General features: G+C 59.5%; 18 protein-coding genes. 10 read left to right on the top strand and 8 right to left on the bottom strand.

Annotated elements, in window-relative coordinates:
* Positions 1–141 precede the first annotated feature (141 nt).
* Both ACQ4MY_RS11035 and ACQ4MY_RS11030 read left to right on the top strand, forming a co-directional pair.
* Positions 142–1557, top strand: a complete 1416-nt coding sequence (locus tag ACQ4MY_RS11035) for a purine-cytosine permease family protein (protein WP_282357007.1) — start codon at positions 142–144, stop codon at positions 1555–1557.
* 98 nt (positions 1558–1655) lie between these two features.
* Entirely contained in the window at positions 1656–2279 is a 624-nt protein-coding gene (locus ACQ4MY_RS11030) for a glutathione S-transferase family protein (RefSeq protein ID WP_440095085.1), read from the top strand.
* 61 nt (positions 2280–2340) lie between these two features.
* On the opposite strand, the gene ptrR is transcribed toward ACQ4MY_RS11030, so the two are convergent.
* The gene (gene ptrR, locus ACQ4MY_RS11025; RefSeq protein WP_008086098.1) at positions 2341–3219 is read right to left on the bottom strand and encodes a putrescine utilization regulator PtrR; all 879 of its coding nucleotides are present in this window, start codon (positions 3217–3219) and stop codon (positions 2341–2343) included.
* A 103-nt stretch (positions 3220–3322) separates the two neighbouring features.
* Between ptrR and ACQ4MY_RS11020 the strand changes: the two genes are divergently transcribed.
* From ACQ4MY_RS11020 to ACQ4MY_RS11010, 3 genes are all read left to right on the top strand, one after another.
* The gene (locus tag ACQ4MY_RS11020; RefSeq protein WP_440095083.1) at positions 3323–4714 is read left to right on the top strand and encodes an aldehyde dehydrogenase family protein; all 1392 of its coding nucleotides are present in this window, start codon (positions 3323–3325) and stop codon (positions 4712–4714) included.
* 385 nt (positions 4715–5099) lie between these two features.
* Positions 5100–5696: a paraquat-inducible protein A gene (locus tag ACQ4MY_RS11015; protein WP_440095082.1), complete on the top strand. Its 597-nt coding sequence runs from the start codon at positions 5100–5102 to the stop codon at positions 5694–5696.
* Positions 5693–6379 (top strand): paraquat-inducible protein A, encoded by a 687-nt coding sequence (locus ACQ4MY_RS11010; RefSeq protein ID WP_158830875.1) that lies wholly within the window; start codon positions 5693–5695, stop codon positions 6377–6379. The genes ACQ4MY_RS11015 and ACQ4MY_RS11010 overlap by 4 nt, the downstream gene beginning before the upstream one ends.
* Here ACQ4MY_RS11010 and ydiJ read toward each other — a convergent pair.
* The gene (gene ydiJ / locus ACQ4MY_RS11005; RefSeq protein ID WP_440095081.1) at positions 6312–9338 is read right to left on the bottom strand and encodes a D-2-hydroxyglutarate dehydrogenase YdiJ; all 3027 of its coding nucleotides are present in this window, start codon (positions 9336–9338) and stop codon (positions 6312–6314) included. The genes ACQ4MY_RS11010 and ydiJ overlap by 68 nt on opposite strands.
* A gap of 158 nt (positions 9339–9496) precedes the next feature.
* On the opposite strand from ydiJ, the gene ACQ4MY_RS11000 reads away from it, so the two are divergent.
* Positions 9497–10381, top strand: a complete 885-nt coding sequence (locus tag ACQ4MY_RS11000) for a LysR substrate-binding domain-containing protein (protein ID WP_440095080.1) — start codon at positions 9497–9499, stop codon at positions 10379–10381.
* A 97-nt stretch (positions 10382–10478) separates the two neighbouring features.
* Here the strand turns inward: ACQ4MY_RS11000 and ACQ4MY_RS10995 are convergent, their stop codons facing one another.
* Entirely contained in the window at positions 10479–11753 is a 1275-nt protein-coding gene (locus ACQ4MY_RS10995; protein ID WP_440095078.1) for a glucarate dehydratase family protein, read from the bottom strand.
* Positions 11754–11783: 30 nt separating this feature from the next.
* Positions 11784–13151: an MFS transporter gene (locus tag ACQ4MY_RS10990; protein ID WP_008085802.1), complete on the bottom strand. Its 1368-nt coding sequence runs from the start codon at positions 13149–13151 to the stop codon at positions 11784–11786.
* Positions 13152–13271: 120 nt separating this feature from the next.
* On the opposite strand from ACQ4MY_RS10990, the gene ACQ4MY_RS10985 reads away from it, so the two are divergent.
* On the top strand, positions 13272–14171 hold the full coding sequence (locus tag ACQ4MY_RS10985) for a LysR family transcriptional regulator (protein WP_440095076.1): 900 nt from the start codon (positions 13272–13274) through the stop codon (positions 14169–14171).
* A 143-nt stretch (positions 14172–14314) separates the two neighbouring features.
* On the opposite strand, the gene ACQ4MY_RS10980 is transcribed toward ACQ4MY_RS10985, so the two are convergent.
* Together ACQ4MY_RS10980 and ACQ4MY_RS10975 are read right to left on the bottom strand one after the other, a co-directional pair.
* On the bottom strand, positions 14315–14905 hold the full coding sequence (locus ACQ4MY_RS10980) for a DUF6338 family protein (protein WP_440095074.1): 591 nt from the start codon (positions 14903–14905) through the stop codon (positions 14315–14317).
* Between the two features lie 164 nt (positions 14906–15069).
* Positions 15070–16275, bottom strand: coding sequence for an NAD(P)/FAD-dependent oxidoreductase (locus ACQ4MY_RS10975; RefSeq protein WP_440095072.1), 1206 nt, complete (start codon positions 16273–16275; stop codon positions 15070–15072).
* Between the two features lie 292 nt (positions 16276–16567).
* On the opposite strand from ACQ4MY_RS10975, the gene ACQ4MY_RS10970 reads away from it, so the two are divergent.
* Positions 16568–17116, top strand: a complete 549-nt coding sequence (locus ACQ4MY_RS10970; protein WP_440095070.1) for an RrF2 family transcriptional regulator — start codon at positions 16568–16570, stop codon at positions 17114–17116.
* Between the two features lie 79 nt (positions 17117–17195).
* Here ACQ4MY_RS10970 and ACQ4MY_RS10965 read toward each other — a convergent pair whose 3' ends face one another.
* Complete coding sequence (locus tag ACQ4MY_RS10965) at positions 17196–17531, bottom strand: hypothetical protein (protein ID WP_008085810.1); 336 nt, start codon at positions 17529–17531, stop codon at positions 17196–17198.
* Between the two features lie 186 nt (positions 17532–17717).
* Between ACQ4MY_RS10965 and ACQ4MY_RS10960 the strand changes: the two genes are divergently transcribed.
* Positions 17718–17957 (top strand): hypothetical protein, encoded by a 240-nt coding sequence (locus ACQ4MY_RS10960; protein ID WP_008085812.1) that lies wholly within the window; start codon positions 17718–17720, stop codon positions 17955–17957.
* 65 nt (positions 17958–18022) lie between these two features.
* Here ACQ4MY_RS10960 and ACQ4MY_RS10955 read toward each other — a convergent pair whose 3' ends face one another.
* A complete protein-coding gene (locus ACQ4MY_RS10955) occupies positions 18023–18220 on the bottom strand; it encodes a DUF2188 domain-containing protein (protein ID WP_440095069.1) in 198 nt (65 codons plus the stop codon).
* Positions 18221–18443: 223 nt separating this feature from the next.
* Between ACQ4MY_RS10955 and ACQ4MY_RS10950 the strand changes: the two genes are divergently transcribed.
* The gene (locus ACQ4MY_RS10950; protein ID WP_158830865.1) at positions 18444–18806 is read left to right on the top strand and encodes an NUDIX hydrolase; all 363 of its coding nucleotides are present in this window, start codon (positions 18444–18446) and stop codon (positions 18804–18806) included.
* Positions 18807–18809 lie beyond the last annotated feature (3 nt).

Raw genomic sequence — 18809 nt, 5'->3', positions numbered from 1 at the left:
TTTTTTAACGTCTGTAGCAACAAACTTACTAATTTATCTATCCCGACGCTTTACCCATGATCGCTTCAACAAGAATTGCGCCGCCCGTGCCGGCGCTTGCCGAAGTACGTCCACGTACTCATCCTTGCCTTGGAGTTCGTCATGGCTACCCCTGCAGCATCCTCCGCTCCGCTGATTGAAAAACACACGATAGGATACGTGCCCCCCGAAGATCGCCACGGAAAGGTCAGGGATCTGTTCACGCTCTGGTTCGGCGGTAACATCGCGCCGTTGCCCATCGTCACCGGTGCGCTGGGCGTGCAGTTGTTTCACTTGAATCTGGTCTGGGGCATCGTCGCGATTCTCGTCGGCCATCTGGTCGGCGGCGTGCTGATGGCGCTGCACTCGGCGCAAGGCCCGCAGATGGGCATTCCGCAGATGATTCAGAGCCGCGCCCAGTTCGGCTCCCTAGGTGCGCTGCTGGTGGTGTTGATTGCCGGCGTCATGTACATCGGTTTCTTTGCCTCCAACATCGTCCTTGCCGGCAAGTCGTTGCACGGCGTGGTCGACAGCGTTCCAGTGCCGGTCGGCATTGTCATCGGCGCCGTGGGTTCGGGGATCATCGGCATCATCGGCTACCGCTTCATCCATGTGCTCAACCGCATCGGCACCTGGGTGCTGGGCATCGGCATCGTTGTGGGATTCGGCTACATCTTCACCCACATCCAGACCGATGACTTCCTTACCCGCGGCAGCTTCAACCTCTCCGGCTGGCTGGCCACCGTGTCGCTGGCCGCGTTGTGGCAGATCGCGTTCGCGCCGTACGTGTCCGACTATTCGCGTTACCTGCCGGCCGACGTCAAAGTCTCCTCGACGTTCTGGACGACGTACCTGGGTTCGGCGCTCGGTTCAAGCCTGGCGTTCATCTTCGGTGCCGTTGCCGTGCTTGCCACACCGGTTGGCATGGACACCATGGACGCGGTGAAAATGGCCACTGGCTCGATTGGCCCACTGATGCTGGTGCTGTTCCTGCTCAGCGTGATCAGCCACAACGCCCTCAATCTTTACGGCGCGGTGCTGTCGCTGATCACTCTGGTGCAGACCTTCGCCTACCGCTGGATCCCGACCGCCAAGAGCCGCGCAGTGATCTCGATCATCGTGTTGCTGGCCTGCTGCTTCGCCGCTGTCGGCGCCTCTAAAGACTTTATCGGTCACTTCGTCGACATGGTTCTGGTGCTGCTGGTGGTGCTTGTGCCGTGGACGGCGATCAACCTGATCGACTTCTACGCGATCCACAAAGGCCAATACGACATCCAGTCGATCTTCCAGGTCGATGGCGGCATCTACGGCCGCTACAACCCGCAGGCCTTGCTGGCCTACGCGATCGGCATCGCCGTGCAGATCCCGTTCATGAACACGCCGCTGTACGTCGGCCCGGTGTCGGCGCACATCAACGGCGCGGATCTGTCGTGGCTGGTGGGCTTGTTGGTGACGTCGCCGCTGTACTTCTGGCTGGCGAATCGGGATACGTCCTATCGTCGGAGGATGATGGGCGGGAAGTTGGCGAGCAGTCTGTAATTTGATTGGATGAAAAAAGAAGGCCCGCCATGTGCGGGCCTTCTTCGTATCGGTGTGGTATTTCTTTACGTCCGACGACCTGATGGAAAGGACATCCGATGCTGCGAATACTTGGCAAAGCCTCATCGATCAATGTACGTAAGGTGCTGTGGACCTGCGCCGAATTGCAGCTTCCGTTCGACCGGGAGGATTGGGGTTCAGGGTTCAAAACGACGCATACGCCGGAGTTCCTCGCGCTCAATCCCTGCGCCATGGTGCCAGTGATTCAGGACGGCGATTTCACGTTGTGGGAATCGAATACGATCATTCGTTATCTGGCCTCGCGCTATGGTGGCGCGCAGCTGTATCCGACTGAGCCGATGGCCCGGGCGCGGGTCGATCAGTGGATTGACTGGCAGGCTTCGGAACTGAATCGCTCGTGGTCGTATCCGCTGATGTCGCTGGTGCGCAAGTCACCTGATTATCAGGACGGCACTGCGCTGGCGGTCGGGATCGAGCAATGGTCGAAGAACATGGAGATTCTGAATCGACAGCTGGAATCTACCGGTGCTTACGTCAGCGGCAACGAGTTTTCACTGGCGGACATCCCGATCGGACTCTCGGTTAACCGCTGGTTCGAAACACCGCTCAAGCATCCGCACTTGCCCGCCGTCAGCGCCTATTACGAACGCCTGAACCAACGCGAGGGCTATCGCCTGTACGGCCGAAACGGCACGCCATAACGCCAAAAACCGCTGATCCCGGATTCTCGGGATTAGAGGTTTCAGCGGTTCAGAGCTGCAGTCACTCTTCCGCGCGCACCACCCCGCGCTCTTCAAGCAACCGCACGAACATGCTCAAACTGCGCGACACCGTGCCCCGTCGCCAAACAAGCCACGTGGTCAGATAGCGGAAATCCTTCGCCAGCGGCCAGACGCTGACCGTCGCACTACCGGGCATGCTTTGCAGCATTTTGCGCGGCATCAGCGCCAGCCCAGCACCTGCACTGACACACGCGAGCATGCCGTGGTAGGACTCCATTTCGAAAATCTTGCCCGGCACGGCGGCATCGGTGCTGAACCATTTTTCGAAGTGATGACGGTAGGAGCAGTTGGAGCGGAAGGCGTAAATATTCTCGCCATTCACATCCGCTGCACGCTTTACCGGGGCGTGATTGAGTGGCGCGATGATGACCATTTCTTCTTCGAAGGCCGGTACGCCTTCCAGCGTCGGATGCAGCACCGGGCCGTCGACGAATGCTGCCGCGAGACGCCCGGAGAGCACGCCGTCGATCATCGTCCCCGAGGGCCCGGTGGACAGGTCCAGATCAACTTTCGGATGAAGTTGGTTATACGCCGCGAGCAGTTCGGGGATGCGCACCGCTGCTGTACTTTCCAGTGAACCCAAAGGAAACGCGCCCTGCGGTTCTTCGCCCGCCACGGTGGCGCGGGCCTCTTGCACCAGGTCGAGAATGCGCCGCGCGTATTCGAGAAAACTCCATCCGGCCGGCGACAGGCGCAGACGACTTTTCTCGCGAATGAACAGATCGACACCCAGATCCTGCTCAAGCTGCTTGATCCGCGTGGTCAGGTTCGACGGCACGCGGTGGATCTGCGCGGCGGCGGCGCTGATGCTGCCGTGTTCGGCAACGGCTTTGAAGATTTCCAGCTGCACCAGATCCACAGTCATTCTCCAATCGTGAAAGAAACGATCTTTATTATTCAGTTTCCAGAAAACAAACACCACCCTACTCTAGGCTCATCCGACGAACATGCAGGACGAGACCATGAGCCAGATTTCCAGCCAGACCCACGCCATCTCGATCAACCCCGCCACCGGCGAGCAGATCGGCCACTACGCCTTTGAATCCGCCGCCGCACTCGACGCCGCGCTGACCCGCGCGGCTTACGGCTTCGGCAAATGGAAACGCAAGCCACTGAAGGATCGCTCGCGTTTGCTCACCGCCCTTGCTGGCGCGCTGCGTGACACCGCTGAAGCCATGGCAACCATGATCACCCAAGAAATGGGCAAGCCGATCGCTCAGGCCCGTGGCGAAATCGAGAAATGCGCCAAGCTGTGCGAGTGGTACGCCGAAAACGGCCCGGCCATGCTCGACGCGGAGCCGACTCAGGTTGAAGGCGGCAAGGCACGCATCGAGTACCGTCCGCTCGGCCCGATCCTTGCCGTGATGCCGTGGAACTTCCCGATCTGGCAAGTGCTGCGCGGCGCCGTTCCTGCGCTGATCGCCGGCAACACTTACGTGCTCAAGCATGCGCCGAACGTGATGGGCAGCGCTTATCTGCTGCGCGACGCCTTCACCCGTGCCGGTTTTGCTGACGGCGTGTTTGAAGTGATCAACGTCACCCCGGAAGGCGTTTCGACCGCCATTGCCGACCCGCGCATTGCTGCGGTGACCCTGACCGGTAGCGTCCGTGCCGGCATGGCGATCGGCGCTCAGGCCGGTGCTGCGCTGAAGAAATGCGTGCTTGAATTGGGCGGCTCCGACCCGTTCATCGTGCTCAACGATGCTGATATCGACGAAGCCGTGCAGGCAGCAGTCATCGGCCGCTATCAGAACTCCGGCCAGGTCTGCGCAGCGGCCAAGCGTCTGATCATCGAAGAAGGCGTGGTTGAAGAGTTCACCCGCAAATTCGTCGAAGCCACGCGCAAGCTGAAAGTGGGCGACCCATTGGCCGCCGACACTTACATCGGCCCGATGGCGCGTTTCGATCTGCGTGATGAACTCGATCAGCAAGTGCGCGACACCCTTGAAGAAGGCGCGACGCTGTTGCTCGGTGGCGGCAAAACCGCAGGCGCCGGCAACTACTACGAGCCAACCGTGCTGGCCGATGTCACCGACCGCATGACCTCGTTCAAACAGGAACTGTTCGGCCCGGTCGCCTCGATCATTACCGCCCGCGATTGCGCCCATGCAGTAGCGCTGGCCAACGACAGCGAGTTCGGCCTGACCGCAACGATCTACACCGCCAACGTGCAACTGGCCCAGCAACTGACCAGCGAACTGGAAACCGGCGGCGTGTTCATCAACGGCTACTCCGCCAGCGACCCGCGCGTAACCTTCGGCGGCGTGAAGAAAAGCGGTTTCGGCCGCGAACTGTCGCACTTCGGCGTCCGCGAATTCTGCAACGCCCAAACCGTATGGCTCGACCGCAAATAACCGATCCGACGCCATGTAGGAGCTGCCGAAGGCTGCGATCTGTTGATCTTGTCTTAAAAACAACATCAAAAGATCGCAGCCTGCGGCAGCTCCTACAGGGTTGGATGCGCGAAGGCGTGGCGTCAGTCAAAACAGATGTTCACTGGAACGCCGAAGCATAACCTTGAACCAGACACTCATTCGCCAGACCTGTTGGGGTTGGGGTGTGTGTTTGCAGACGTGGTCAGCGAATCCCGCACGCAAACCATTGCCCCTGTAGGAGCTGCCGCAGGCTGCGATCTGTTGATCTTGCCTTTTAAAAAACAACATCAAAAGATCGCAGCCTGCGGCAGCTCCTACGGGGGAGCGTCTATAGTGATCAGGTCTTTGCTGTCGAGCGTTGTCCATGGTCAACACCGAACACCTGATCATCTGCGAGCACTGCGACTGCGTGTATGAAAAAGCCGTGCTCGGCAAACACCAGAAAACCTCGTGCGTACGCTGCGGTGGCGTGCTTCAGCGCTTCAATGGTTTGAGCGTTGAGCAGCGGCTCGCGCTGACGTTCACGGCGGCGGTGCTGTGGCTGTTTGCCAACTTCTACCCGGTGATGAGCATCAGCATGAAAGGCCTGAAAAACAGCGCGACGCTGTGGGACTCGGTGCTGGCGCTGAGTCAGGGGCCGATCACCTTCATTGCAATGGTCGCCGCGATCTCGATCATCATCGCGCCGGCCTTCCAACTGGTGCTGCTGATCTGGGTGCTGGGCTTCGCCCTCGGCGGACAGCGTGCGCCGGGGTTCAAGCTGTGCATGCGCTGGCTGGAAACCCTGCGCCCTTGGAGCATGCTCGAAGTGTGTTTGCTCGGCGCCATGGTCGCGGTGTTCAAACTCGCCGGCTTGCTCGACGTGTTGCCCGGCATCGGCCTGTTCGCGCTGGCGGTACTGAGCCTGATGATGATCCGCATTGCCGGTCGCGACATCCGTGACCTCTGGGACATTCTATGAAGCGACCACCGACCGCCAGCGAACTCAATCTGTGCCTGTGTCACAGCTGCGGGCTGGCTTGCGACATGACCGACGAGCCGCATGAATGTCCGCGCTGCGACGCGCCGCTGCATCGGCGCAAGACCAATTCGCTGACGCGCACCTGGGCCTACATGCTCGCCGCGCTGGCATTTTACGTGCCGGCCAATCTCTTGCCAGTGATGAACACCACCATGCTCGGCAGCGGCGCCGACAGCACGATCATGAGCGGCGTGCTGGAGTTCTGGGAGGCTGGGGCGTGGGACATTGCGCTGATCATCTTCATCGCCAGTATTGCCGTGCCGGGGATCAAGTTTGTTGCCCTGACCCTGCTGCTGACCACCGTGCAACGCGACAGCGCCTGGGCGCGCAAAGAGCGTTCGAAACTGTACCGCTTCGTCGAGCTGATCGGCTATTGGTCAATGCTCGACGTGCTGGTGGTGGCGCTGGTCGCGGCGCTGGTGAAATTCCAGGCGCTGGGCGATATCGAGCCACGACCGGGCATTCTGTTTTTTGGCCTGGTCGTGGTGTTCACCATGCTTGCGGCGATGAGCTTTGATCCGCGCCTGATCTGGGACAAGGACACGGGCAACGACCTCAGCGACGTTGAACCTCAAGCAGCACCTGCAACGGGTGGCGCAGTGCCTGATCCGACTGGCGTTTGACCTGGCTGCGGCAAGAATAACCGGTGGCCAGTGCTTCGCCCTTCTCTGCCGGCGCATCGACCTGACGCGCCCACGACTGCTGGTAAATCACCGCTGAGGTTTCACGGTTGCGCGCCTCGTGGCCATAGGTGCCGGACATGCCGCAGCACCCCGTGGCCTGCGTCGCCAGTTGCAAACCGGCACGCTCGAACACCTGCTCCCACTGGCGGGTCGCGGCCGGTGCGTTGGTTTTTTCGGTGCAGTGGGCGAGCAGTCGAAATTCTTCGCGATGATCCTGAGGCGCTTGCTCCGGCATGACCTTGAGCAGCCATTCCTGCACCAGCGCCACGTCCGGGCATTGTTGCATGCCGGGTACTTTCAAATATTCCTGGCGATAGACCAGGGTCATGGCCGGATCAAGGCCCAGCAGCGGCACGCCAACATCCGCCAGTTCACGCAACTGCCGCGCATTGCGCAACGCCGCGCGATTGAACGCCGACAGGAAACCCTGCACGTGCAACGGCTTGCCATTGGCGCTGAACGGTGCCAGATAAACCTGATAACCAAGACGCGAAATCAGCTCGACCAGGTCGGCCAGCAGCGGTGCTTCGAAGTAACGCGTGAACGCGTCCTGGACGATCACCACACTGCGTTCACGTTGCGCCTCGGTCAGTGCGGACAAGGTCGAGACCGTGGCCGGTTGCACCTGCCAGCGACGCATGGCGGCATGAAAATCAAAACGACTGAGCAACGGCACATCGACCATGCCGCCGACACGCTCCAGCAGACCACGCACCCACGCAGCGCCCATCATGCCGTTGTACAGCGCCGCAATTCGCGCCATGTACGGAATGCTGTACTCCAGCGAGGCGATCAGATAATCCCGCGCCGGACGCAGATAGCGGCTGTGATACAGCTCAAGAAAGCGCGAACGAAACTCCGGCACATTGACCTTCACCGGGCACTGCCCCGCGCAGGACTTGCACGCCAGGCAACCGGCCATGGCGTCGTAAACCTCATGAGAGAAATCTTCGGACTGCTGACGCGTGTTGCGCCAGCGCTGCCACAGCGTGCTGAAAAACGCCGGTTTGCGCATGGCATCAGACAACACATCGACGCCCGCCTCGCCCTGCAAACGCAGCCACTCGCGGATCAACGACGCGCGCCCCTTCGGCGACTGCGAACGCTCGCGGGTGGCCTTCCATGACGGGCACATCGCATCATCCGGGTCGAAGTTGTAGCAGGCGCCGTTGCCGTTGCAGTGCATGGCCGCGCCGTAGTCCTGCCAGACCTTTTCGTCGATCTGCCGATCGAGTTCACCGCGCAGGGTCACTTCGTCGATCTTCAGCAACGCCGCATCGGTGTTGGCTGGGGTGGCGATCTTGCCGGGGTTGAACTGGTTGAACGGGTCGAACGCCGCTTTCAGTGCTTGCAGCGCCGGATAGAGTTCACCGAAAAATGCCGGCGCGTATTCCGAACGCAGACCTTTGCCGTGCTCGCCCCACAGCAGACCGCCGTAACGCTGGGTCAGCGCCGCGACGCCATCGGACACCGGACGCACCAGCGCGGCTTGCTGCGGGTCTTTCATGTCGAGAATCGGCCGCACGTGCAGCACGCCCGCATCGACGTGACCGAACATGCCGTACTGCAAACCGTGGCTGTCGAGCAGGTCGCGCAATTCGGCGATGTACTCGGCCAGATGCTGCGGCGGCACCGCCGTGTCTTCGACAAACGGCTGCGGCCGCGCTTCACCGGCGACGTTGCCGAGCAAGCCCACCGCCCGTTTGCGCATGCCGTAGACCTTGTTTACCGCCGCGTGACCGACCGCCAGTGTGTGGCCCAGACGCTCGACCGTGCGGTCGCTGCTCAAGTGCTCGACAAACGCCTCGACCCGCCGTTGCAACTCTTCCGGATCGTCACCACAGAACTCGACCAGATTGATGCCCAGAGTCGGCCGCTCGGCACTCGCCGGGAAGTATTCGGCGACACCGTGCCAGACGATGTCCTGCATCGCCAGCAGCAAGACTTTCGAGTCGACGGTTTCGATCGATAACGGCTTGAGCGCCATCAACGCCCGCGCATCACGCAAGGCGTCCATGAATCCGGCGTAGCGGATGTTCACCAGCATCGTATGCGTGGGGATCGGCAGCACATTCAGGCGTGCCTCGACCACGAAACCCAGCGAGCCTTCGGCGCCGCACAGCACGCTGTTGAGGTTGAAACGGTTGTCCGCTTCACGCAAGTGCGCGAGGTCATAACCGGTCAGGCAACGATTGAGATCGGGGAAGCGTTCTTTGATCAGCTCACCCTGCTCATCAATGATCTGCCGCGCACAGCGATAGACTTCGCCGACGCGATCTGTGCGGGCGCAGAGCGCTTGCAGTTCGCGCTCTTCCAGCGGCTGACCGTGCAAACGCTCGCCACCGCGCAAGACCATGTCGAGTTCAAGCACATGGTCGCGGGTCTTGCCGTAGGTGCAACTGCCCTGCCCGCTGGCATCGGTGTTGATCATGCCGCCGACGGTGGCGCGGTTGGAGGTCGACAGCTCAGGGGCGAAGAACAGCCCGGCAGATTTCAGTGCGGCGTTGAGCTGATCCTTGACCACCCCGGCCTGCACGCGCACCCAGCGCTCCTCGACGTTGATTTCGAGAATGCGGTTCATGTGCCGCGACAGGTCGACGACGATGCCATCGGTCAACGATTGGCCGTTGGTACCGGTGCCGCCGCCGCGTGGGGTGATCACCACGTGTTGATAGGCCGGCTCGGCGATCAGTCGCGCCACCCGCGCGACGTCATCGGCGTCCATCGGAAACACCGCCGCTTGCGGCAAGCGCTGATAGATCGAGTTGTCGGTCGCAAGCACCACGCGGCTGGCGTAATCGGCGCTGATTTCACCGCGAAAACCGCTGTTCTTCAGCGCATTCAGGAACTGTTGGTAATCGGCGGCCAGGGCTTTGGCGGGGGACAGCTGGGCAATCATCGGTCAGGAAATCTCGGTCAACATCGGGCTATGTGGCGCTGAACAGTTGTACGCAACGAATGATTGCGTCAGGCTGCGCCATCTAATGGTGCCCATGTTCATTGCTGAACGACCTTGGGACAACCGTAAATTCGACCCGCTATTGATGACTTTTACGAATGAATCCGCGCACGCTCACACCGTCGATGTCGTTATTGCTGGCGTTCGAGGCTGCCGCACGCCATGAAAGCTACACCCGCGCGGCGCATGAACTGTCGCTGACGCAAAGCGCGGTCAGCCGGCAAGTGCAGATTCTCGAGAAAATGCTCGGCATGCGCTTGTTCACTCGTGAAGGCCGGCAAGTGGTGCTCACCGACGTCGGGCGCATGTATCAGCGCGAGCTGGCAGAGGCGTTGGGGCAAATTCGCAGCGCGACATTGCAGGCGATGGCGTTTGGTTCCGGCGTTCACAGTTTGCGCCTGGCGACGCTGCCGACCTTCGGTTCGAAGTGGCTGCTGCCGCGACTCAAGGATTTCTACAACGCCCACCCAGGCATGACGGTGCACTTGCATTCGCGTATCGAAGCGATCGACTTTGATACCAGCGAAATCGATGCGGCGATTTGCGTCGGCAGCGGAGAATGGCCGGGGCTGACCGCCCTGCCCCTGCACACCGAAGAGCTGGTGGTGATCGCCAGCGCGCAGCTCTCGGCTGCCGAGCGTGATGACGCCGAACAGCGGATCGCCGGGCAACTGCTGCTCAACGTCAGCAGCAATGCGCAGGCATGGGCGGAATGGTTCAGTCATCACGGCCTGGCCCACCGCAGCATGCGCATCGGCCCGAGTTTTGAGATGACCTCGCACTTGATTCAGGCAGTGCGGGCGAATATCGGGGTGGGGTTGGTGCCGCGGATTTTGGTGGAGGATGAGTTATTGAATGGTGATCTGCTGCAACTCGGGGAAGCGATTACCAGCCGACGCAGCTATTACCTGGTGTATCCGCCGCGCAATGAAAATCTGCCATCGCTGAAAGCGTTTCGGGATTGGCTGGTAGAAACGTTGTAGCCGAGAGGACGCCAATCGCGAGCAGGCTCACTCCTACAGTTGGAATACGCTTCCCTGTAGGAGTGAGCCTGCTCGCGATGCCGTCAATTCAGACACCTCAAAACCTCGGTTTGACCGCCTTCCAGTCCGGCTTATAGCGTTGCATCTGCCGCACATCGTCACGCTGACGAATCCCGCACGTCAGGTACTGATCATGCAGCTTGCCCAACTGCTCGTGATCCAGTTCCAGCCCAAGCCCCGGCGCTCGCGTGATCTTCACGCAGCCGTCGACAATCGGCAGCTTGCCGCCCTTGATCACTTCTTCATCCGGCTCCTGCCACGGGTAATGCGTGTCGCAGGCGTAATCCAGATTCGGCACGGCCGCCGCCACATGCGCCATCGCCATCAGGCTGATGCCCAGGTGCGAATTGGAATGCATCGACACGCCAACGCCGAACACATCGCACATCTTCGCCAGCGTCTGCGTGTCGCGCAGGCCGCCCCAGTAATGATGGTCGGCGAGGACGATCTGCACGCTGTTCTGCGCGACACTTCTGCGGAACTCTTCGAAATCGGTGACCACCATATTGGTCGCCAGCGGCAGGCCCGTGCGCTTGTGCAATTCGGCCATGCCGTCGAGGCCCGGGGTCGGGTCTTCGTAATACTGCAGATCATCACCGAGCAACTCGGCCATGCGAATAGAGGTTGCCAGTGACCAGTTGCCGTTCGGATCGATGCGCAACGGATAACCGGGAAAGGCTTTTTTCAAGGCCTTGATGCACGCCACTTCATGCTCCGGCGGCAATGTACCGGCCTTGAGCTTGATGCTTTTGAAACCGTACGACTCGATCATCCGTGCAGCCTGCGCAACGATTTGCTGCTCGCTGAGCGCTTCGCCCCAGTTATCCGGTTTGTACGGCGAATCGACGTGCTGTGCGTACTTGAAGAACAGATAGGCACTGAACGGCACCTCATCGCGTATGGCGCCGCCGAGCAGGTCCACCAATGGCACGTTCAGGTAATGCGCCTGCAAATCGAGAAAGGCCACTTCGAACGCCGAATAGGCGTTGCTCACCGCTTTGCTCGCGTGGGAACCGGGTGCCAACTCGGCACCGGCAACACTGGCCGGTTTGTTGGCCGCGACGGTGGCCTGCACGATGGCGCGCAACTGGTTGAGGTTGAATGGATCGAGGCCGATCAGCTGCGACTGCAACTGCTGCTGGATCGCCAGCGCCGGGGCGTCGCCGTAGCTTTCGCCGAGGCCGATGTAGCCGTTGTCGCTTTCGATCTCGATGATCGAACGCAGGGCGAAGGGTTCGTGGATGCCGCTGGCGTTGAGCAACGGCGGATCACGGAAGGCAATCGGGGTCACGGTTACGCGGGTGATTTTCAAGGTAACGCTCCTGACAGATCAACAATCAATTCAATGGCTCGCGGCCGGGCTGGCCGTCACGACAACGGCGGCCCCGTCATGCGGCTTTGCAAGGTTTTTACCTTTTGCGCCGGGCGCCGTGCGGGCAAAAAAGATCACCACGGCGGCGATCAGCGACGTCGCGGCCAGGCCATACAGACCGCCCTCGATGGAGCCGGTGGTTTGCTCGAGAAAGCCGAACGCGGTGGGCGCCACGAAGCCGCCGAGGTTGCCGATCGAGTTGATCAATGCGATCACCGCAGCGGCGATGCGCGCATCCAGATAACTTTGCGGAATCGGCCAGAACAGCGCCGACGCTGCCTTGAAACCGATGGCCGCGAAACAGATCGCGACGAAGGCGAAGATCGGCCCGCCGGTGGTCGACATGAACATGCCGATCGCCGCGATCACCAGCGTCAGGGCGACCCAGGCTTGCTGAAACTTCCACTTGCCGGCCATCGCCGCGAAGCCGTACATGGCGACAATCGAGATAATCCACGGGATCGAGTTGAGCAGGCCGACCTGAAAGTCGCCGAGGTTGCCCATCTTCTTGATCATGCTCGGCAGCCAGAACGTCGCGCCGTAAATGGTCAGGGCGATGGAGAAATAGATGAAACAGAACAGCGCGATCTGCCGATCCGCCAACAGTTTGAACATCGACGGCTTGGCCTCTTGCACCGCCTCACGGGCTCGCTGCTCTTCGGCAATCGCCGCGACCAGCGCTTCACGCTCCTCTTCGCTCAACCATTTGGCCTGACGCGGATGCGATTGCAGCCAGAACCACACAAACCCACAGAGCACCACGGATGCCGCACCCTCAATCAGGAACATCCACTGCCAGCCATGCAGGCCCAGCCCGCTGATGTGCAGAAGCGCACCGGACACCGGGCCGGAGATCACCGAGGCAATCGCCGAACCACTGAGAAATACCGCCATGGTCTTGCCGCGCTCAGAGGCCGGCAGCCATTGGGTGAAGTAATAAATGATCCCCGGAAAGAACCCCGCCTCCGCCGCGCCGAGAATAAAGCGCAGCACGTAGAAACTGGTTTCACCTTTGACGAACGCCATGGCCATGGCGGCGGCGCCCCAGGTGAACATGATCCGCGTCAGCCAGACCCGCGCGCCGTAGCGTTGCAGCAGCATGTTGGACGGCACTTCGAACAGTGCGTAGCCCACGAAAAACAGCCCGGCGCCAAGCCCATAGGCCGCAGCGCCGATGCCCAGATCGGTTTCCAGGTGGCTGCGCACGAAACCGATATTGACCCGATCGATGTAGTTGACGATGAACATCACCACGAACAGCGGCAGCACATGGCGCTTGACCTTGGCGGCGGCACGGGCGAGTACCGTGACATCCGGCGAACTCTGCAGGGTTTTCAAGAGGCGACTCCCGATCTTGTTTTTTTAGGGATGGCGTGAAGCGATGGAGTCGATCATGGACGGCGATCATTGATCCCGTCTAATCTAACTTGGCATTCGATTGATACCTGGATTAGATCAATGTTCGAACTCACCCAACTACGCTGCTTCACCACCGTCGCCACGGAACTGAACTTTCGCCGCGCCGCCGAGCGACTGAACATGACCCAGCCACCGCTGAGCCGGCAGATCCAGTTGCTGGAACATCACCTCGGCGTCGAACTGTTTACCCGCAGCACGCGCAGCGTCGCGCTCACGGCGGCAGGCCGGGCTTTCTTCATCGAAGCACAGAACCTGCTCGAGCGCGCCCAGCAAGCCGCCGTCACCGCCCGACGGTTTGCCGAGGGCGATATCGGTTCGGTGAACATCAGCTTTGTCGGCAGCGCGGTGTATGAATTTTTGCCCAAGGTCATCGCCGAAGCCCGGCTGAAACAGCCGCAGGTGAAAATCGATCTCTCGGAGATGAACACCTACCAGCAGCACGAAGCACTGCGCGCGCGACGCATCGATCTGGGCATCGCCCGCGCTCCGTTGCTGGAGCCGGGCTACGCCACCGAATGCCTGGTGCGTGAACCGTTTGTGCTGGCAGTGCCGAGCAATCATCAACTGGCGACTGCGCTTGAAGTATCAGTCGGTGATCTGGATAAACAGCCGTTCCTGATGTACTCCCACGCTGCCTATCCGCCATTCAACGAACTGCTGACCGGCATGCTGCGCTCAGCCCGGGTCGCGCCGGATTATGTGCAGTGGCTGGGGTCGTCGCTGACGATTCTGGCGCTGGTCAACGCCGGCATGGGCCTGGCGCTGGTGCCGCGCTGCGCCACCAGTGTGGTGTTCCGGAATGTGGTGTTTCGCGAGATCGATCTGGGTGAAGGGGTGCAGAGCGAATTGCACCTGATCTGGCGGGAGAACAACGACAACCCGGCATTCGCGATGTTGCTGGAGGCGATTCGCCGGGCGGTGAAGGAAGGTTGGGGCTGAAAGGCGCTAGTTCTTCAGTGGGGGTGGCGCGCTCGGTGCTCTGGGCTGTGGATTCGCCACTGGTTTCCCGTCAGGCCCTGTGAATCGGCGCGCCACATTCGGTGGCATCGGTTGCGGTGCTCTAGCGGTCATGATGAACCCTCTTATGTCGGACTGAATTCAACCCATTTGACGTTCCCGGAATCTATCAACAAATACTCGGCGCCAAAAGCCGTCTCTGTCCCGTCAGCATTCAACCAGCGTGGATTTTGCATCACGAACTGACCACTTGTGGATTCCGGAGGCCACTCGACAGGCCAGCCAAAAACGCGTCTTTCGTCGTTCAAATGAAGCGTGATGAGTCGATGGTGCTGGGCGAAAAAACTGAACCATTCGCTCGGATAGGAAGATTGTTTCGTGACATTTCGACGGCGCAACCAGCTATGCAACCGATCATTCGTAGCCAGATAACAAGACAACAATCCAAGCGAACCGGACACCATAAATGCGCACAGCGTTTCTGACTTCGCATCCCATTGCCCTATGGAAAACCCTTTTGCACCTACCCAAAAACACAGAGTGGACATCCCCATTACGGCACCCTGAATCACAAATGTGAAGATCAGCGCCTGCACGATCTGACCGAATGTGTCAGGTCGCTTGAACGCTGTCAGGGCATAAAAAATCCACGTCGATAAAAACCCGGGAATCAAATACTGCAACAGCGGAATAACATCTTTCACCAGATCATCCATGATCCAAGCTCCTTGAAACAGCCAACAAACAAAAATGCCAGCCCCTCCCGGGGGCTGGCACTCAAAAGCCTAGTCGCTGCAGAAAAAACCCTCTGCCAGCAACTGTCACAGCGCATTGCGAACCGCCTCCAGCGCATCAGATCCGCGCCCTTCTCTGCCGTGGCTCAGGCGACCACAGGAATCATCGGATCCGCCGCTGCCAGCGCACTCACGCGATCAGCCGCCGGCGGATAGATCCATTGCGTATTGATTTGGGTCTTCAAGGTTTTGCCTTCCTGCTTGACCAGTTTCACCTGACGATCCCAGCCCTCGGTGTACACCGCGCCCCAGGCACCGAGGTCCAGGCAGGTCACGTACTTCGGCTGGCTGTACGGTGTCGGCTCGACCCCGAGCAGTTGCGCAGCAACGTTGTTACCGGCGTGCCGACCCAGCGAAATCGCGTGCTGGCAGGTCATCAGTGCATAGTTGCCGATATCGTCGGTGGCCGCGTAAGCCACGTCACCCGTGGCAAAGATGTCGTCCTGGCCGATCACTTTCAGGTGGGAATCGACATGCAGGCGACCCTGCTTGTCGCGCTCGGCCGGAATCTGCTCGGTCAACGAACTGGCGCGCACACCTGTAGTCCAGATCACCGTTTTCGCCTTGAGGTGCTGGCCGTCAGACAGTGTCACGCCACTGGCATCGACCGACTGCACCGAGACACCCAAACGCCATTCGACGCCCAGTTCTGCACTGGCCTCGATGATCGACTGGCTGATTTCTTCGCCCATCGAAATACCGATCTTCTGCCCGCGATCCACGATGATCACCTTGAGATCGGCCTGCTCACCGAGTATTTCGCGCAGACGCCCTGGCATTTCGGTCGCGGTTTCAATCCCGGTGAAGCCGCCACCAGCGACGACCACGGTGTTGCGTGCCGGACTCTCAGGCAGGTCTTTCAGGGATTTCAGATGCGTTTCCAGGCGGATTGCCGCCTCGATCTGATCAACGTCAAAAGCATGCTGCGCGACGCCCGGCGTGGCGGACTGAACCAGACCACTGCCACTGGCCAACACCAGCTTGTCGAAGTGGAAGGTTTTTTTGCTGCCGGAGGCATCGGTATAACCGACAGTTTTGGCCGCCACGTCGATGGTCTCGGCCGCTCCTTTGATGAAGTGAACGCCGACCGCTTCGAACAGTTCGTCCAGCGGTGCTGCCAGTTGATGAGCGTTCGGCTCGTAGAAACGTGGGCGCACACGCAGTTCCGCCTGGGGTGCGAGCACGCTGATTTGAACATCGTCACGGCCATGAATATCGACCAGACGTGTCGCGCTCAATGCCGACCACATGCCGCCAAAACCTGCGCCGATGACCAGAATCTGCTGCTTCATTTGTGAATCTCCAGAAAAGCCGTGCCCTTGAAAAGCGGCGTCATGAATAGGTCCGGAGGTGTTTGCTCTCGCTCCGATAGCGCCGACTGTATTGGTCGGATATAAATCCAACAAGTCAGATTATTCGATTGGTTTAATCTAATTAACCGATACTTAAACGCTCACATTTAACAGAAAAACCCTCAAATACATGGGTTGCAAGCCCGTAAAACGCTAAATCTGGCCAATCCAGCGGATTGCCGATCGCCGCTCGGACTGCTAGTATTTACGACAAATCAAGTCGGACTTATCTATGTCTCTTTACAGTGCAGGCGTCGAATACGGTATTCATTGCCTGGCCTTTCTGGTTGGCAACGGCGGTGACAGCCGCGAGGCCAGCGTGCGTGATCTCGCCGAATTGCAGGGCGTGCCAGTGGAGTATCTGGCGAAGATTTTCACCAAACTGGCCAAGGGCAAACTGGTGGTAGCCAGTGAAGGCGTGCGCGGCGGCTTCAGCCTGGCGCGGCCGGCTGATGAAATCACCTTGCTGGATATCGTCAACGCCATCGACGGGCGCAAGAATATTTTCGAATGCCGCGACATTCGCGGGCGTTGCGCGCTGTTTGAGGGTAATCCACCGGAATGGGCGATCGAGGGTACCTGTTCGATCCATGGTGCGATGATGACCGCGCAAAAACGCATGGAAGAAGCCCTCGCCCAACAAACCATCCTCGACATTGCGCGCAAGGTCGGGCGCAAGGCGCCGGCGCAGTTCGGCCAGCAAGTCGAGGACTGGATTCAGGATCGGCGGGAAAAAAAGGGCAACGTTGGCAGTATCCCGCTCACCGACATTTCAGACTGACGGCCTCGTGTCAAAAAGTCGAAAAAAAAGCAGAAGCCGTTGACCCGGCTTCTGCTTTTTTTGCACCTGAAAACAGTCGTTACAGGCAGTCGCGCACCGATTTGCGCAACGAACCCGACTTGGCCCACGGTGGCCCCTGGTACAAGGACACCCGGCTGCCATCCTTGTATTTGACGATGTCGAGAATTTCGTCAGCGGTAATGACGCTCGGCGCGGTGATGCGATAACCGTTGGAGATCGACGTTTGCGTAGTCTTGGCAACGTCTTGCTGCCACAACGGTAATACACACGCGGCATAGTCTTTGGGGGCCTTGCCACTGATCTTGCTGACATTCGGCTCACCCGGTACCAGTGACGCCGGCAACGAGCACCCTGCCAACATGACCAACGCCAAACTCCCGATCCACATCCGCATGGTGTTTCCCTGCTCTGAAAAAAAGCGAATGTAACGTGTAACCGGGTGTACATCCATCGTGGCACAGCGTCTTTGCGAAACTTTGGACAATTTTTCACAACCGCTCAGCCCAACGACAGGCAAGCCTTGCACCGCTGGCGGAAAATGCGACTACTATTTTCTACCGAGAACGTTCTGGAGGTGATCATGCGGCTCAATGAATACGAACACGAACTTCAACGCGACCTGCAAAGTGTCGCATCGGACCTGAGATGGTCGGCAGTCGACCTTAAACGTATCGCTGAACAGTTGCGCAAATCCGGCAATGAAGCGGACGCGCAGACTGTATTGAGATCCTGCGAAGTACTGCAAAGCGATGAAGAGCGCTTGCAGCTTTACGCCAAAGAAGTGAAAGCACGCGCCATCAGTCGAACCAAAGTGCACTGATCCCGAGCTCCACCCGACCCCAAACAACAGCCCCGGTCTATACCGGGGCTGTTTTTTTTCGCCAATCAGCTTGTTTTGTGACTTTGCACGCGTGTCGGGCGTTTTTGGTAGCCAGGCAGTGCTGCGGCATACGCCAGCGCTTCCTCTTTGCTGGCAAACGAGGCCAGACGATCGCCCTGGGTGCAAACCCGCCATGGGCCGTTATTTACGCTGAGCACGTCATACCCGTTCATGTGCATCTTGTTCAGCATCGGAATGCTCATGGGCACCTCCTTTTTGCTAACGGTGGATTCAGCTTCACGTTCTAACCTTACACCCGGATCCAAATCGGATGCCAACCGGGTGTCGCCAACGCAACAAGTCAAAGTGCCGGCACTTTTCACTCAGTCAAGCGCTCCTACACTCAACGGGAACCTTTAAATCCGGGCGCGGCTCGAATATTGCAGTTTCATTACATTTTCGTGACAAGCAGTAAACAGGTAACAGATGAAAGTACGTGCCACCGTCATTTGCGAACAGGATCGCCACATTCTCCTGGTGCGCAAACCCCACTGTCGCTGGACTTTGCCCGGCGGCAAAGTCGAGCCAGGGGAAACCCGAGCCCATGCGGCTGTGCGCGAATTGCAGGAGGAAACCGGGCTGGACGCCGACGATGTGCTGTATCTGATGGAACTGCAAACCGGCGGCACAAGGCATCACGTCTACGAAGCTTCAGTGCTGAACATCGATGAGGTGCGCCCGCAGAACGAAATCATAGATTGCATCTGGCACCCGCTGGACGCGGTGCAGAATCTCAATACCAGCGAGGCGACGCTGCGCATCGTGCAGGCTTTCCAGCGTCGCTTATAGGGG

This window comes from Pseudomonas sp. SM4 (genome assembly GCF_051913165.1).
GTDB lineage: Bacteria > Pseudomonadota > Gammaproteobacteria > Pseudomonadales > Pseudomonadaceae > Aquipseudomonas.
The sequence above is the reverse complement of the archived record's forward strand: the minus strand, read 5'-3'. Positions and strand labels throughout refer to the sequence as shown.